Annotated in this window: 13 protein-coding genes; 11 read left to right on the top strand and 2 right to left on the bottom strand. The window is 64.5% G+C overall.

What is annotated here, in order from left to right; genetic code table 11:
* Positions 1–96: 96 nt before the first annotated feature.
* Positions 97–2517, bottom strand: a complete 2421-nt coding sequence (locus QM672_RS26535) for a GcvT family protein (protein ID WP_415086220.1) — start codon at positions 2515–2517, stop codon at positions 97–99.
* A 251-nt stretch (positions 2518–2768) separates the two neighbouring features.
* Positions 2769–3656 (bottom strand): LysR substrate-binding domain-containing protein, encoded by an 888-nt coding sequence (locus tag QM672_RS26530; RefSeq protein ID WP_311944474.1) that lies wholly within the window; start codon positions 3654–3656, stop codon positions 2769–2771.
* 179 nt (positions 3657–3835) lie between these two features.
* Here QM672_RS26530 and QM672_RS26525 point away from each other — a divergent pair, with 179 nt between their 5' ends.
* The 11 genes from QM672_RS26525 (at position 3836) to QM672_RS26475 (ending at position 15291) form a co-directional block, all read left to right on the top strand.
* Positions 3836–5371 carry a trimethylamine methyltransferase family protein gene (locus tag QM672_RS26525; protein ID WP_415086217.1) on the top strand — a complete coding sequence of 512 codons (1536 nt, stop codon included), beginning with the start codon at positions 3836–3838 and terminating at the stop codon, positions 5369–5371.
* Positions 5372–5384: 13 nt separating this feature from the next.
* On the top strand, positions 5385–6386 hold the full coding sequence (locus QM672_RS26520) for a GlxA family transcriptional regulator (RefSeq protein WP_415086215.1): 1002 nt from the start codon (positions 5385–5387) through the stop codon (positions 6384–6386).
* A 109-nt stretch (positions 6387–6495) separates the two neighbouring features.
* Positions 6496–7800 (top strand): M24 family metallopeptidase, encoded by a 1305-nt coding sequence (locus tag QM672_RS26515; RefSeq protein WP_415086213.1) that lies wholly within the window; start codon positions 6496–6498, stop codon positions 7798–7800.
* On the top strand, positions 7801–8481 hold the full coding sequence (locus QM672_RS26510; protein ID WP_415086211.1) for an isochorismatase family protein: 681 nt from the start codon (positions 7801–7803) through the stop codon (positions 8479–8481).
* A 59-nt stretch (positions 8482–8540) separates the two neighbouring features.
* Entirely contained in the window at positions 8541–9203 is a 663-nt protein-coding gene (locus tag QM672_RS26505) for an ABC transporter permease (protein ID WP_311944565.1), read from the top strand.
* Positions 9200–10318 (top strand): ABC transporter ATP-binding protein, encoded by a 1119-nt coding sequence (locus QM672_RS26500; protein WP_415086209.1) that lies wholly within the window; start codon positions 9200–9202, stop codon positions 10316–10318. Before QM672_RS26505 ends, QM672_RS26500 begins: the two co-directional genes overlap by 4 nt.
* Positions 10315–11076, top strand: coding sequence for an ABC transporter permease (locus QM672_RS26495; RefSeq protein ID WP_311944480.1), 762 nt, complete (start codon positions 10315–10317; stop codon positions 11074–11076). Before QM672_RS26500 ends, QM672_RS26495 begins: the two co-directional genes overlap by 4 nt.
* A gap of 32 nt (positions 11077–11108) precedes the next feature.
* On the top strand, positions 11109–12014 hold the full coding sequence (locus QM672_RS26490) for a glycine betaine ABC transporter substrate-binding protein (protein ID WP_311944481.1): 906 nt from the start codon (positions 11109–11111) through the stop codon (positions 12012–12014).
* 91 nt (positions 12015–12105) lie between these two features.
* Positions 12106–13002 carry a glycine betaine ABC transporter substrate-binding protein gene (locus QM672_RS26485; protein ID WP_311944482.1) on the top strand — a complete coding sequence of 299 codons (897 nt, stop codon included), beginning with the start codon at positions 12106–12108 and terminating at the stop codon, positions 13000–13002.
* A gap of 171 nt (positions 13003–13173) precedes the next feature.
* Positions 13174–14115, top strand: coding sequence for an alpha/beta hydrolase (locus QM672_RS26480; protein WP_415086206.1), 942 nt, complete (start codon positions 13174–13176; stop codon positions 14113–14115).
* Positions 14116–14166: 51 nt separating this feature from the next.
* A complete protein-coding gene (locus QM672_RS26475) occupies positions 14167–15291 on the top strand; it encodes a mandelate racemase/muconate lactonizing enzyme family protein (protein WP_415086204.1) in 1125 nt (374 codons plus the stop codon).
* Positions 15292–15314 lie beyond the last annotated feature (23 nt).

Genomic DNA, 15314 nt, shown 5'->3' with positions numbered 1-15314 from the left:
CTTCCGCCTGCTCACGGCCGAAGCCGCCGTCGCCCTCCTGCACGCCAAGAAATAGCATGGCGCCGGCAGAAGGCGCGCTCCATGCCGGACGGGGCTTCAGCTTCTCAAGCGCTCGCCCCCTGGGTCGAAGGCAGGCTCGGCGAGGATGCGCGCCTTGCGCGAGGTGCCCAATATGACCACCGTCACGACATCGCCGGGCTGGGCCAGATCGGCCTTGACATAGGCAAGGGCCAATGACTGGCCGACCCAATAGCCATAGCTGCCGGAGGAAACCTGTCCGAGCGGGGTGCCGTCCGGCAGAAAGACGGGCTCGCCGCCGGTGGCGTCGGCATCCTCGGTCTCGATGGCCAGCGTGACGAGCCGATCGCGCGCCGGGTTGCCGGCGATGGCCGCATAGGCATCGCGATTGAGGAACTCGCCCTTGTCCAGCTTGATCAGGCGGGCGAGACCGGATTCCTGGGGCCAATATTCGGGTGAGTATTCCCGGCCCCAGCTGCCATAGCCCTTCTCGATACGCAGAGACGTCATCGCCCTCGCACCGACAGGGCCGGCACCGAGTTCCTTTCCGGCCGCGAGCAAAGCGCGATAGAGCGCTTCCTGGTCACCGGTCCGGCAGTGAAGCTCCCAGCCGAGGTCACCCGTGAAGGAAACCCGCAGGGCCACCACCTCGATGCCGGCTAGATTGAGATGGCGTGCCTGCATGAAGGGGAAGGAGCCGTTGGAAAGGTCTTCGAAGGTCAGGCCCTGCAGGAGTGCCCGCGCCTTGGGGCCGGCGACGCTGAACCCGCACAGGGCCTGCGTCATCGAGCGGAACAGCGTTCCCTCCGGCAGCAGCACCGCATTGAAGAAGCGCTGGTGATAGCGTTCCGCCATGCCGGAACCGAAGACCATGTAGGAATCATCGGCGAGCTTGGCGACCGTGAAGTCGCCGGCAACGCCGCCTCGCCGGCCGATCAGGGGGGTGAGACGGATCTGGCCGGTCCGGTCCGGCATGCGATTGGCGAACAAAGCGTCGAGCCACGTCTGAGCACCCGGACCGGTGACTTCGTATTTGGCGAAATTGGAGATGTCGATGATGCCCGCATGCTCGCGCAGCATGCGCGCTTCCCGTCCCACCGGCTCCCACCAGTTCTGGCGCGTGAAACCGGCGGTCTCCTCCCGGGGCTCGCCCTCGGCGGCGAACCAGAGCGGATGCTCCCAGCCGAAATTCAGGCCGAAAACCGCGCCCATGCCCTGCTGCATCGCATAGGCGGGGCGCGTGCGCACCGGCCGGCCGGCGCTGCGCTCCTCATTGGGAAAGTGGATCTTGAAGCGATGGCCGTATTGGTCGCGAACCCGGGCCTTGGTGAAGGCCTTGTCGGCCCAGGCGCCGAAGCGGGCGAGGTCCCAGGCGAACATGTCGAGGGAAGGCTCGCCTTCGATCATCCATTCGGCCGCGAGCTTGCCCATGCCGCCCGACTGGGAGAAGCCCGGGATGATGCCGTTGCAGCAGAAATAGTTCTTCATTTCCGGCACGGGGCCGAACAGCACGGCGCTGTCGGGCGACCAGATCATCGGGCCGTTGATCACGCGCCGGATGCCGGTCGAGCCTAGCACCGGCACGCGTTCGATCGCCCGCATCATATTGTCCTCGATGCGGCTGAGGTCGTCGGGAAACAGCTCATGGCCGAAATTGGCGGGTGTCTCATCCTCGGCCCAGAACCGCATGTCGCGCTCATAAGCGCCGACCAGCAAGCCCAAGCCTTCCTGGCGCAGATAATATTCGCCGTCTCGATCGGCGACCGAGGGCAGGCGCCGATCGAGCGTGGCGATCTCGGGGATGGTCTGGGTGACGAAATACTGGTGCTCGGTCGGCATCAGCGGCAGGCTCAGCCCTGCCATGGCGGCCACCTCGCGGGCCCACAGGCCGGCGGCGTTGACGACCCATTGGGTGCGGATATCGCCCTTCGGCGTGCGCACGATCCAGCTGCCATCGGGCTGGGCCTCGGTGCCCGTCACCGGCGTGAAGCGGTGGATTTCGGCGCCGCGCTGGCGAGCCCCGGCGGCATAGGCGGCCGTCACCCCGGATGGGTCGACATTGCCGCCTTCGGGCTCGAACATGATGCAGCGTATGCCCGAGAAATCCACGAGCGGATGCAGTTTTTCGGCTTCGTTGCGCGAGACTTCATAGAAGTTCATGCCATAGCGGCGCGCCTTGGCCTCCTGCAGCCGCAGCTGGTGCTCGCGCTCGACGGTCTGGGCCAGATAGAGCGAACCGGGCTGGAAGATGCCGCAGCCCTGGCCGGTCTCGGCCTCGAGCTCCTTGTAGAGCGCCATGGTATAGTGCTGCAGCCGGCTGATATTGGTGGAATCGTGCAGGCCGTGAATGTTGGCGGCCGCATGCCAGGTCGATCCCGAGGTCAGTTCGTCCCGCTCCAGCAGGACGATGTCGGTCCAGCCGAGCTTGGCGAGGTGATAAAGGATCGAACAACCGATCAAACCGCCGCCGATGACGACGGCCTGGGCATGGCTACGCATGGAACGAACTTCCCGATGAACACTCATCCGGCGATGATCGGCTGCCCTTGGAAGGTCCGTGGCAGGGTGATCGCCTGACCGCCCAAGTCTAGGCAGCGGTGGGCAGGGCCGGTAGGCGGCCTTCCGGGCAAAAACACCGGGTTCGGCGAAGAATGACCAAATAAAACGAGGTCATTGGCCTCGCGATCTTCGCTTGTTGCCGAACCTGTCAGACCTAGGATCAGCTCGGGGAAGTCTATCGCTGGATCATCTCAGGCCATGTCGGCCCTGGCGCGGGCCAGGATCCATTCCTTCACGATCTTCACCACGCTGCCCTTGGATGAGGCATTGTCGGAAAGATAATAGCCCCAGGGGCTGGGCGGGCGCACGGCGAAGGGTTCGGCCAGGAGCCCTCTCTTCAGAAAGGGCCGGGCCAGCGAAAGCTGCACGGCGACGCAGCCCGCGCCGGCCGTCGCCAGTTCCAGGGCGATATTGGAGGAGTTGGTGCTGAGATATTTCTCATGCTCGGACGTCTCGATGCCGAGGGCCGCGCCCATGCATTGCCAATATTCCTGCCGGCTGTGCACGAAGATCCAGCCTTGCCGGAGGATATCGGCGGGGGAGCGGATCGCATTCGGCCCTGACAGGAATTGCGGGGCGCAGAGCAGAGCGAGACTCTCGTCCCACAGAGCCATCGCGGCCGGCGGCTTGTTGTCGAAACGCCTGGCGGCGATGGTGAGATCGGCGGCCGGCTCGCTGGGGTCCTCCCAGATCGTGCCATGCAGCACCACCTCGATGTCGGGATGCCGGGCATGGAAGGCGGCGATGCAGCCGGTGAGCCAGTTGGTGGCCAGCGTCGCCGGGCAGGAAATCACCACCGTCCGGTTCCTGACGGAGGCAAGGATGGCCTCGGTGGCGTGGTCGATCTGGTCGAGCGCCTGCCTGAGCGTCGGCAGGAAGGCCTCGCCCATCTCCGTCAGCTTCAGGCTGCGTGGATAGCGCACGAACAATTGCCGGCCGATATAATGTTCGAGCGCCCGCACATGGGTGCTGATGGCGGCCTGGGTATAGCCCAGTTCCTTGGCCGCCTCGGTAAAGCTCAGATGGCGAGCCGAGCATTCGAAGGAGCGGATGTAGTTGAGCGGAGGAGGGGGCTTCATGGCAGCTCTTGATGTTTGCCGGAAGCTAGTCCGACTGCCTTGGCCGGTTCAATGCCGTTTTTCGCCATGACATCATTTTTTTTGGGCAATGCCGCCAAACTAATCGCGTGAAAGGCTCGTCCCGCCGCACCTATCATGCCGAGTTGTCGGATGAATAAAACAGGGTGGGCGTAGCGGGTATGACACAGGACAGGCGTAGCGGGGGGCGCCGATCGAGAAGCATGCGGGGCGGGGGCATTCCCCAGCTGCCCTGGCAGCGCGTGTCGAATCCCTATTCACCCATGCAGATGCTGGATGAAGAGCGCATGGAGGTGCTGCATCGCAGTTCGATGCGCATCCTCTCCGAGCTCGGCATCCGGGTGATGAGCACACGAGCGATGGATCTGTTCGAAAAGGCCGGCGCGATCGTCGATCGCGAAAGCCAGACCATCCGTATCGACGAGACGCTGGTGAAGGAGGCGCTCCGCACCGCTCCGCGCCGCTTTACCCTGACCGGCCGCAATCCCGACAAGCAGCTCGAGATCGGCGGCAATGCGCTGGTCTTCGGCCTGGTAGCCGGGCCGCCCAACGTGCATGACCGCATCAATGGCAGGCGAGCAGGCAATCTAGCCGACTATGAGAACTTCACCCGCCTGGCGCATTATTTCAACGCCATCCATATCCTGGGCAACCAGGTCTGCGCGCCGATCGAACTGCCGGCCAATTCGCGCCATCTCGACACCTACAAGGCCAACCTCTCTCTCAGCGATCTGAGCTTCCACTGCAGCGCCATCGGGCGTGGCCGGGCCATGGACGCCATCGCCATGATGGCAATCGCGCGGGGCATCACGCTGGAGGAGATGCGCGCTTCGCCCGGCGTCATCACCATCATCTCCGTCAACTCGCCGCGTCTCTTCGACGACGCCATGGCGGACGGCCTGATGGCCATGGCCGAGCATGGCCAGCCGGTAACGGTCACCCCCTTCACGCTGATGGGCGCGATGACGCCGGTGACCCTGGCGGCTGCCCTGTGCCAGCAGAACGCCGAGGCCCTGTTCGGCGTGGTGCTGACGCAGCTCGTCAATCCGGGCACGCCGGTGATGTACGGGGCCTTCACCTCCAATGTCGACATGCGTTCGGGTGCGCCGGCCTTCGGCACGCCCGAGAACACCAAGGCCAACATCATCGCCGGCCAGCTCGCGCGGCGCTATGGCCTGCCCTACCGCACTTCCAATGCCAACGCCTCCAATGCTGTTGATCTTCAGGCCGCCTATGAGACGGAGATGGCGACCTGGGGCGCCGTCCTGGGTGGGGCCAACCTGATCTATCATGCTGCCGGCTGGCTGGAGGGGGGCCTCACGGCGTCCTATGAAAAGCTCGTCCTCGACGTCGAGATCCTCCAGAACATGATGGAGTTCCTGCGGCCCATGCCGTTCGAGGAGGACGATCTGGGCTTCGAGGCGATCAAGGCCGTGCCGGCCGGCGGGCATTTCTTCGGCAGCGAACACACGATGTCGCGCTACGAAACCGCCTTCTATCAGCCGATGCTCTCCAACTGGCAGAACTACGGCAGCTGGCAGGAGGCGGGCGCCCATGACGCACTCGACCGGGCGACGGGCCTCTGGCAGCACGCCTTGCGGGAATATCAGGAGCCCACTTTGGACGAGGCCGTTCGCGAGGAGCTCGAGGCCTATATCACGCGCCGGCGCACGGAGATCGGCGCCGGGGAACCCTGAAGGGATCGATGCCATGGAGACCAGGCCGAGCGAAAGGCAGGCGGGCGAGGCTATCCGCTTTGCCGTGCTGATGTTCCCGGGTTTTCCCCTGATGGCATTCAGTTCGGTGATCGAGCCGCTGCGCGCCGCCAACACGCTGTCGGGCAGGCGCTGCTATTCCTGGATCACGGTCGGGCCAGACGGCGCCAAGGTGCGGGCCTCCAATGGCATCGACATCAAGCCCGATTTCGGCGTTCGGAACGCACCGTCCGTCGATCGCATCGTGGTGTGCTCGGGCGGCGATGCCGATCACCTGGTTGCCGAGGATGCCATGGCCTGGATCCGCCGCAACCTCCGGGCCGGCGCCGATCTCGGATCGGTCGCCGACGCGGCTTTCCTGCTGGCCCGTGCCGGGCTGCTCGACGGCCATGCCTGCACCCTGCATTGGACCAGCCAGCCGGCTTTTCATGAGGCTTTTCCGGGCCTCGACATGCAGCGAGACCTCTATGTCATCGACCGGCGGCGCTTCACGGCGGCGGGCGGGGTGGGCAGCCTCGACATGATGCTGGACATGATCGGCCGCGACCATGGCAGCGAGCTGTCTTCCGGCGTTGCCGAATGGTTCGTGCACAGCCCGCTGCGGTCGAGCGTGGACCGGCGGCTGATGCCCCTGCGCCTCAGGACTGGGATAGGCGACGAGCTCGTGCTGGCCGCGGTGGCGATCATGGAGGATTGCGTCGAGGACCTCCTGCGGATGGATGCGCTGGCGCGGCGCCTCGGCGTATCGGCCGACAAGCTCGAGCGCTCCTTTCGCACCGAGCTCGGCGTCACGCCGAACCATTACTACCGCAGCCTGCGGCTGAGGCGGGCGGCCGACCTGCTCACCCATTCGAGCCTGCGGGTCGGCGAGGTGGCGCTGGCCTGCGGCTTCAACAACGCGGCCAATTTTTCCCGGGCCTTCCGCGACAGCTTCGGCTATGCGCCCCGGGGCGTGCGCCAGCGCAAGTCGATCTCCGGGGAGGCGCCCCGGATATGACGAGAAGGGTCACAAAAGACCGTCCAGCGGAATTGCGCATAGTTTTCGCGGAAAGCGCGCAAACAATGCGCGCGCGGGTTGGTCACTGTTCATGGACAGGAGAACGTTCATGAGCATTGTGGTTTTTGATCCGGATCGCGTCGAAGATGTCGACTTCAAGGATCGCATGCGCCATCCGGCGGCCGCGGATCCGGCCGGCGGCATGTGGCTTTCCGACACCGAGCCTTCCTTCATCGATGCCGATGCCCTGCGCAAGGGGCGCCTTGCCCGGCTGCGCCGATGGATGGCCGAGGCGGGGTATGGCGCGGTCGTGCTGTTCGACCCCTACAACCAGCGCTACGCCACCGGCTCGCGCAACATGTTCGGCTATTTCCTGCGCAATTCCACGCGCTATTTCTTCATCCCCACCGAGGGACCGATCGTCCTGTTCGAATATCCGCAGAGCTACCATGTCTCGATGGTGCTCGACACGGTCGACGAGGCACGGCCTTCCAAGCTCGTCTGGTCGTCGGTGTCGGGCCGGGACGACGAGACGGCCGGCCCCTTCGCCGACGAGATCACCGAATTCCTCAAGACTCATGGCGGCGGGTCGATGAAGCTCGGCCTCGATCGCTGCAGCCATCTGCAGGCGCTGGCGCTGCAAAAGCGCGGCTGCGACGTCAGGGATTGCCAGGGCGAGATCCTGGCGGTGCGTGCCGTCAAGACACCGGAGGAGGTCAAATGCCTTCAGGTTTCGATGGCCGGCGCCGAAGCCGCCGTCGCCGCGGTGCGGGAGGCGATCAAGCCCGGCGTTTCGGAAAACGACCTCTTCGCCATCATGTATCACGAGGTGATCCGGCAGGGCGGCGAATTCATCGAAACGCGTCTGCTGAGTTCGGGTCAGCGCACCAATCCCTGGTTCAACGAGGCGAGCGGACGCAAGATCCGCCCGGGTGAACTGGTGGCCCTCGATACCGACACCATCGGCTGCTACGGCTATTACTCTGATTTCTCCCGCACCTTCCGCTGCGGTCCGGGCAAACCGACGACCTATCAGAAGATGCTGTACCGCATGTCCTACGACCAGGTGCAGCACAATATCGGCATCGTGAAGCCGGGCATGGCCTTCCGCGAGATCGCCGAGAAGGCCTGGAAGATCCCGGAGCGCTTCGTCGACCAGCGCTACACCTCGGTGATGCATGGCGTCGGCATGCATGGGGAAACGCCCTTCATCGCCCATTCGATGGACTACGAGACCTATGGCCGCGACGGGCACCTTGTGCCCGGCATGGTCGTCTCGGTGGAAAGCTATATCGGCGAGAAGGGCGGGCGCGAGGGCGTCAAGCTCGAGGACGAAGTCCTGATCACCGAAACCGGGACGGAACTCCTGTCACGCTTTCCCTATGAAGACGAATTCCTGGAAGGGCAGATCTAAGTGAAACGGACGCTGCATATCGACCGCAACCGGATGGCCGCCATCTTCATCGATCTCCAGGAGGAGCATCGGGCCGACCCGCGCTATCTGGTCGAAGGCTATGCCGGCGTCCTGGCGCAGGCGCGCCGCCTGCAGGATGCGGCTCGCCGGTATGGCGTGCCGCTCTATCACGCCGCCTATGTCGTGGATCCGGCTGCACCTGGCCGCCCGTTCCATCCATTGCAGCCCGACGGGCGCTCGGCCTTCAGCGACAAGGACGATCCGCGCATCGCCATCTGCACCGAAGTGGCGCCGGCGCCAGGGGAAGCGGTCATCTTCAAATCGGAGCCGAGCCTGTTCGGCGCTGCCTCGCCGGCGGAAGAATTGCGGCGTAAGGGCATCGAATGGCTGGCCATCGCGGGGGTGTGGACCGAGGCCTGCGTCGATGCGACGGTCAAGGATGCGGTGGCCCTCGGCTTCCACGTGCTCCTGGTCAAGGATGCCTGCGGCACGGCCAGCACGGCCATGCACCAGACAGCCATCCTCAACCTGGCAAACCGGCTCTATGGCGGCGCGGTGGTGTCGACCGACGAAGCTTGCCATCTGATGGCGGGCGAGCCAGTCGAGGCCTGGCAGGTCAAGGGCTCGGTACCCCTGCGCTTTACCTACGAGAACGCCTCCGGTCTCTACGCGGAACTTTGAGGAGTGATTTGCAGCTACGAACGGCGGCAACAAAACGAGGATTGCGGCACAACGGCATGATGGAAATCCTGACTTTCATCTCCGACAATCTCCATGTGATCGGTGCCAGGGCACTCGAGCACATTTCCATCGTCTTCGTGGCGGTTGGCATCGCCATCGCCACGGCGGTGCCGATCGGCATTGCGATCACCCAGTCCAAAACCGCCGCCGACGCCGTGCTCTACCTCGCCTCGATCATGATCACCGTACCGTCCATTGCGCTGTTCGGGCTGATGATCCCGCTGCTTTCGCCCCTCGGCCACGGCATCGGCTATGTGCCGGCGGTGATTGCGGTGATCCTCTATTCGCAGCTTCCGATCATCCGCAACACCTATACCGCCATCGCCAATGTCGATCCGGCCTTGCGCGAGGCGGCGACAGGCATGGGCATGAGTACGGTTCAGAGGCTGCGCCAGGTCGAGATTCCCCTGGCCGTGCCGGTGATCATGGCAGGGGTGCGTACCGCCGTGGTGATGAATATCGGGGTGACCGCCATTGCCGCCTATATCGGCGCGGGCGGGCTCGGCACCTTCATCTCGCGCGGCATCAGTCAATCCGATCCCCGGCAACTGATCACAGGAGCCTTGGCCGTGTCCCTCCTGGCGATCGCCGCAGACCTGCTCCTTGCTCTGGTGCAGTGGCTGCTGACTTCCAAGGGCATCAAGGGCGGAGCGAGCCGATGATCCGTCTCGAACATCTGACAAAGACCTTCGAAACCGCGGGCAAGCCTTTCGTCGCCGTCGACGACATCAATCTGGACCTGCCGGCGGGGGAGATCTGCGTGCTGCTGGGACCGTCGGGCTGCGGCAAGACGACGACCATGAAGATGATCAACCGCCTGATCCAGCCCACCGGCGGCAAGGTCTATATCGACGGCAAGGATACCAGCGCCACCGACCCGATCCAGCTCCGCCGCTCGATCGGCTACGTCATCCAGCAGATCGGCCTGTTCCCCAACAAGACCATCTGCGAGAACATCTGCGTGGTGCCCGATCTCCTCGGCTGGGACCGCAGGAAATCGCGTGCCCGGGCGGGCGAACTGCTCGAACTGGTGGGCATGCAGCCCGACCTCTTCCTCAGCCGCTATCCGCGTGAACTGTCCGGCGGCCAGCAGCAGCGCGTCGGCGTGCTGCGCGCGCTCGCCGCCGATCCGCCGGTGATGTTGATGGACGAGCCCTTCGGCGCGATCGACCCGATCAATCGCGAGGTGATCCAGGACGAGTTCCTGAAGATGCAGCAGGCGATCCGCAAGACCATCATCTTCGTCTCGCACGATCTCGACGAGGCGGTGAAGATGGCCGACAAGATCGCCATCTTCCGCAGCGGGCGCCTGGAGCAATATGCCAGCCCCGACGCATTGCTGGCCAGGCCGGCCAATGCCTTCATCGAGAATTTCCTCGGTTCCGACCGGGCCCTCAAGCGCCTGCGGCTCGTCACGGCGGGAGAGGCGATGGCCGCGGAGTTCGATGCGGTGCGGCCCGAGGATCCGATCGCGCTCGCGCTCGATAAGATGCAGGCTTCGGGCCAGCACGCCATCATCGTGGTTGCGGCGGACGGCAAACCCGAAGGCCTGCTCGCGCTCGACCGCGCCAGGACTGCGACCGGGACTGTCGGTGACCATGCGCGCCCGGTCGAGACCACGGCCGCGCTCCATTCGGACCTGCGCAATGCGGTGGCCTCGATGTTCGCCCAGGACATGCCGGTGCTGCCCTGCGTTGACGAGGCCGGGCAGCTCAGGGGCGTCCTGACTTATCGCTCGATCGTCGCCAGCCTCAGCCATGCCGGAGAAGCGGGATGAGCGGGCCTGCGGCAGCCATCGCGACCAGTCCGGGCAGAGGGCGTTCACACCTCTTGGTACCGCTCGCGATGTGGGCGGTGCTGCTCGCCATCTGCGTGTGGCTGTGGCTCAGCGGTATGGCGGGCGAGATCCTCGCCTATTGGGACGACATCACCTATCTGAGCGTGCAGCATATCGAGCTGGTGGCCTGGGCGGGTGGGCTTGCCATCCTCACCGCCGTTCCCGTGGGCATCCTGCTGTCGCGGCCGGCCCTTCGGCGCTTTTCCGAATTCGTGATGCAGGTCTTCAATCTGGGCAGCACCATCCCGACGCTCGCCATCCTCGCCTTGTCGATGACCTGGCTCGGCATCGGCACCCTGCCATCCGTGTTCGGGCTGTGGGCAGCGACCTTGCTGCCGATCGTACGCAACACCTATGCGGGGCTCAGGGCAGTCCCGCCCCATCTCCTGGAGGCCGCGCGCGGCATGGGCATGACGCCGCTGCAGACCCTGTGGCGGGTGGAATTGCCCAATGCATTGTTCGTCATCTTCGGTGGCATCCGCACCGCGCTGGCGATCTGCGTGGGCTCGGCCCCGCTCGCCTTCCTGATCGGGGCGGGGAGCCTGGGCGAACTGATCTTCACCGGCATCGCCCTCGACGAGCTGCCGATGATGCTCGCCGGCGCCATTCCCACCGCGATCCTGGCCGTGCTCACCGATTTCTTGGTCGGCCGGCTGCAATATTACCTCGTCCCGCGAGGCATCAATCCGCTGCGCTGAACAGCGGCAACAAGCAACAGAGGGAAAAGACGATGACAATGCTGAAGAAACTGGGCAGGAGCGTGTGTTCGGGCGTGTTTTCAGCCGTCGTGCTGGTGGCTGCCGGGGGCGTGGCCCTGGCGGCCAATCTGACGGTCGGCGGCAAGGATTTCACCGAGCAGCAGATCATCGCCGAGATGACGACGCAGCTTCTGACCGCCAAGGGCTATACGATCGACAAGAAGAACGGCATGGGCACCAAGATCGTCCGCGCTGCCCTGGAGAACGGCGAGGTCGATCTTTACTGGGAATATACCGGCACCTCCCTCGTCACCTTCAACAAGGTGACCGACAAGCTCTCGCCGCAGGCGACCTATGATCGGGTCAAGCAGCTCGATGGCGAGAAGGGGCTGGTCTGGCTGGCGCCTTCCAAGGCCAACAACACCTATGCCATGGTGGTGCGCAAGGACAACCCGAAGACCGACGGGCTGAAGACAGTCTCCGACATGGCCGCTGCCTACAAGGCCGGAACGGCGCTGATGATGGGCACCACGGCCGAATTTCCCAAGCGCCAGGACGGATTGCTCGGCCTCCAGAAGACCTATGATTTCGAGGCCGGCCGGGCCAACGTCAAGCCGATGGACCTTGGCCTTGCCTACAGGGCTTTGGCCAACAAGGATCTCGACGTCATCTCTGCCCAGGCGACCGACGGCCAGATCGCGGCGCTGGGGCTGCGCGTGCTCGCCGACGACAAGGGTTTCTTTCCCAACTATGCCCTCACGCCTGTGGTGCGCAAGACCGTGCTCGACGCCCATCCCGACCTGAAGCCGACCCTCGAGGCGCTCTCGGCCAAGCTCGACGACGCCACTATGCAGAAGCTGAACGGCGAGGTCGACGTCGACAAGAAGACGGTCGAAGTCGTCGCGGCCGATTTCCTCAAGCAGAACGGCCTGAAGTGAGCCCGATGGGCCGGCCCTGACAGGGCTGGCCCCATTCTTCCCAAATTTTCGCGCCAGTGCCGTCCGAGGGCGGCCGGCAGGAGGACAGACCATGATCAGCATTCTGCCGAAGCGCGCGATCGCCGCCTTGTGCGTCGCAGCCTCCTTCGTGGTGTCGACGACGGCCTTTGCAGCCACGCTCACGGTCGGCGGCAAGGACTTCACCGAACAGTTCCTGCTGGCCGAGATGACCAAGCAGCTCCTGGAGAGCAAGGGCTATACGATCAACAAGAAGGACGGCATGGGCACCAATATCGTGCGTGCCGCCCTGGAGAACGGACAGGTCGACCTCTACTGGGAATATACGGGCACCTCGCTGGTGACCTTCAACAAGGTGACGGAGCCGCTCTCGCCCGAGCAGACTTATGCCAAGGTCAAGGAACTGGATGGCGCCAAGGGGCTGGTCTGGCTCGCCCCCTCCAAGGCCAACAACACCTATGCATTGGCGATCCGGCCGGGCAACGCCAAGACGGACGGTCTCAAGACCTTTTCCGACCTCGCTGCCGCCTACAAGGACGGCAAGCCGGTCCTGCTCGGGGCCACGGCCGAGTTTCCCAAGCGCGAGGACGGCCTGATCGGCCTGGAGAAGAAATACGGCTTCAAGGCCGGCCGTTCCAATCTGCGGCCGATGGAGATCGGGCTCGTCTATAATGCCCTCGCCAGCGGCGACATCGACGTGGCCACGGTGGGCGCCACCGATGGGCGCATCGCTGCCATGAAGCTGACCCTGCTCAAGGACGACAAGGGCTTCTTCCCGAACTACGCACTCGTCCCGGTCGTCCGCCAGGCCACGCTCGATGCCCATCCGGACCTGAAAGCCACGCTCGAAGCGCTGTCGGCCAAGCTGGACGATGCCACCATGCAGACGCTGAACGGCGAGGTCGACGTCCACAAGAAAGCGATCGAGGATGTCGCCAAGGCCTATCTCAAACAGACAGGATTGCTTTGATTTTGGTGGGCACCTGGACTTGCACGATGAATTACCGTCATTGCGAGCGCAGCGAACTAATCCAGGGCTTCGGACGCAGTGTTGGTAACCTCTGGATTGCTTCGCTGCGCTTGCAATGACGAGCGAACTGCCGACGAGACCTCACCTCATGCCTGCCTGCGGTACCCGATAATGACGCCGGACTACACTCGACTGATAGACGCCGAAACCTGGGGCTTCATCAACCGGACGAATGCCTTCTATCCGCCTGAGGCGGTCGACTGGCCGATCGAACGCAACCGGGAGGTCTATGATCGGATGGCCCGGGCCTTTCATGCCGGTCGTCCCCCCGGCATAGCCGTCGAGACCACGGCTGTGGAGACACCGAGCCATGTCATCCCGATCCGGATCTATTCGACAGAACGTGGCAATGATCGCGCGACGATCCTCTATTTCCACGGCGGCGGCTTCGTGCTGGGCGGCCTCGACAGCCATGACGACGTCTGTGCAGAGTTCTGCGCGGCAACAGGACTGGCGGTCGTCTCGGTCGACTATCGCCTGGCGCCCGAACATGGGGGAACGGCAGCGCTGGAAGATGCCATCGCCGCCTATGACTGGGTAACGGCCGGCCTCGAACGTCCGGTGGTGCTGGCGGGCGATTCAGCCGGCGGCAATCTCGCCGCCTGCCTGGCAGATCATGTGGGCAGAGAGGGGCGGGGACCGATCGGGCAGGCGCTGATCTATCCCCTCTTGGGAGCCGATATCGACAAAGGTTCCTATCTGACCCATGCCGAAGCGCCCCTGCTGACGACCCGCGACGTCCTCTATTATCGCGACGTGCGCAGCGGCGGCATTGATTGCAGCAAGGATCCGCGCTTCACGCCACTCGCGAGCTCGAGCTTCCGTCATCTGCCGCCGACCGTCGTCGTCACGGCTCAATGCGACCCGCTTTCTTCCGATGGCGAGGTCTATTGCGGCCGGCTGCGCGTCGAGGGCGTGCCTGCTTCCTGGCACGAGGAGGAGGGCCTGCCGCACAGTTTTCTGAGGGCCCGCGGGATGTCATCGCGGGCCAGGGCGGCGATGGAACGCATCACCCAGGCCCTCACGACACTGGCGGCCGGGAAACGGGCCTAGGCAAGGCGCCGGCAGCGCCACCCGCATCGATATCAGGAAGGAACGAGCAATATGGTCAAGATCTCGCAGGTGCGCGTCAGGCCGCTGGTGCTGCCTCTCAAGCAGCCCTACCACTGGTCCTATGGCATCAGGGAGAATTTCGCCGTCAATCTGATCGAGATCGAGGCCGACAATGGCATGGTCGGCATCGGCGAATGCACCGTGGCACCGGACCAGGCCGGGACGGCGGCGATCCTCAGGCGCCTGACGGGCCATCTGGTCGGCCAGTCCCCCTATGACGTCGCGCCGCTGATCGCACGCATCTTCCACCAGGAATATCTCGGCCATGGCGCCAATATCATGCGTGCGGCCAACCAGATGTTCTCGGGCGTAGACATGGCGATGTGGGACCTGCAGGGCAAGCTTGCCGGCCTGCCGGTCCATCGTCTCCTTGGCGGGGCCCATCGCCCGGCCGTCGGCTATTTCTACTTCCTGCAGGGGGAGACCGCCGAAGAACTGGCACGTGACGCTGCTGAGGGCCGGGCGCGTGGGGAGCGCGTCTTTTACCTGAAGGTTGGCCGGGGCGAGAAGCTCGACCTCGAAATCACCGCGGCGGTGCGCCGCGAAATCGGCGATGCGCGCCTGCGGCTCGATGCCAATGAAGGCTGGGGCGTGCACGAGGCGATCAACATGTGCCGCAAGCTGGAGAAATTCGAGATCGAGTTCATCGAGCAGCCGACGGTGAGCTGGAGCATCCCGGCCATGGCGCAGGTGCGGGAATCCGTCGGCATCCCGATCGTCGCCGACCAGGCGGCCTTCACGCTCTACGACGTCCACGAGATCTGCCGCCAGCGCGCTGCCGACATGATCTGCATCGGGCCGCGCGAAATCGGCGGCATCCAGCCCATGCTGAAGGCGGCGGCTGTCGCCGAGGCGGCGGGGCTGAAGATCTGCATCCATAGTTCGTTCACTACCGGCATCACCACCTGTGCCGAGCACCACATCGCACTTGCCATCCCCAATCTCGATGATGGCAATCAGATCATGTGGCAGCTGGTGCAAAAGGATATCGTGGCCTCGCCTGATCTCGACCCGAAGCAGGGCCGGATCGAGGCCCTCCAAGGGCCGGGCCTCGGTTTCGAGCTCGACGGGGATCTGATCGGGGACGGCGAGAGGCGATTTGCGCAGGCGGCGTGAAGCTGGCAGGTCGCTCGCCGATG

The sequence above is a fragment of the Labrys sp. (in: a-proteobacteria) genome, from assembly GCF_047605565.1.
Taxonomy (GTDB): Bacteria; Pseudomonadota; Alphaproteobacteria; order Rhizobiales; family Labraceae; genus Labrys; species Labrys neptuniae.
The sequence above is the reverse complement of the archived record's forward strand: the minus strand, read 5'-3'. Positions and strand labels throughout refer to the sequence as shown.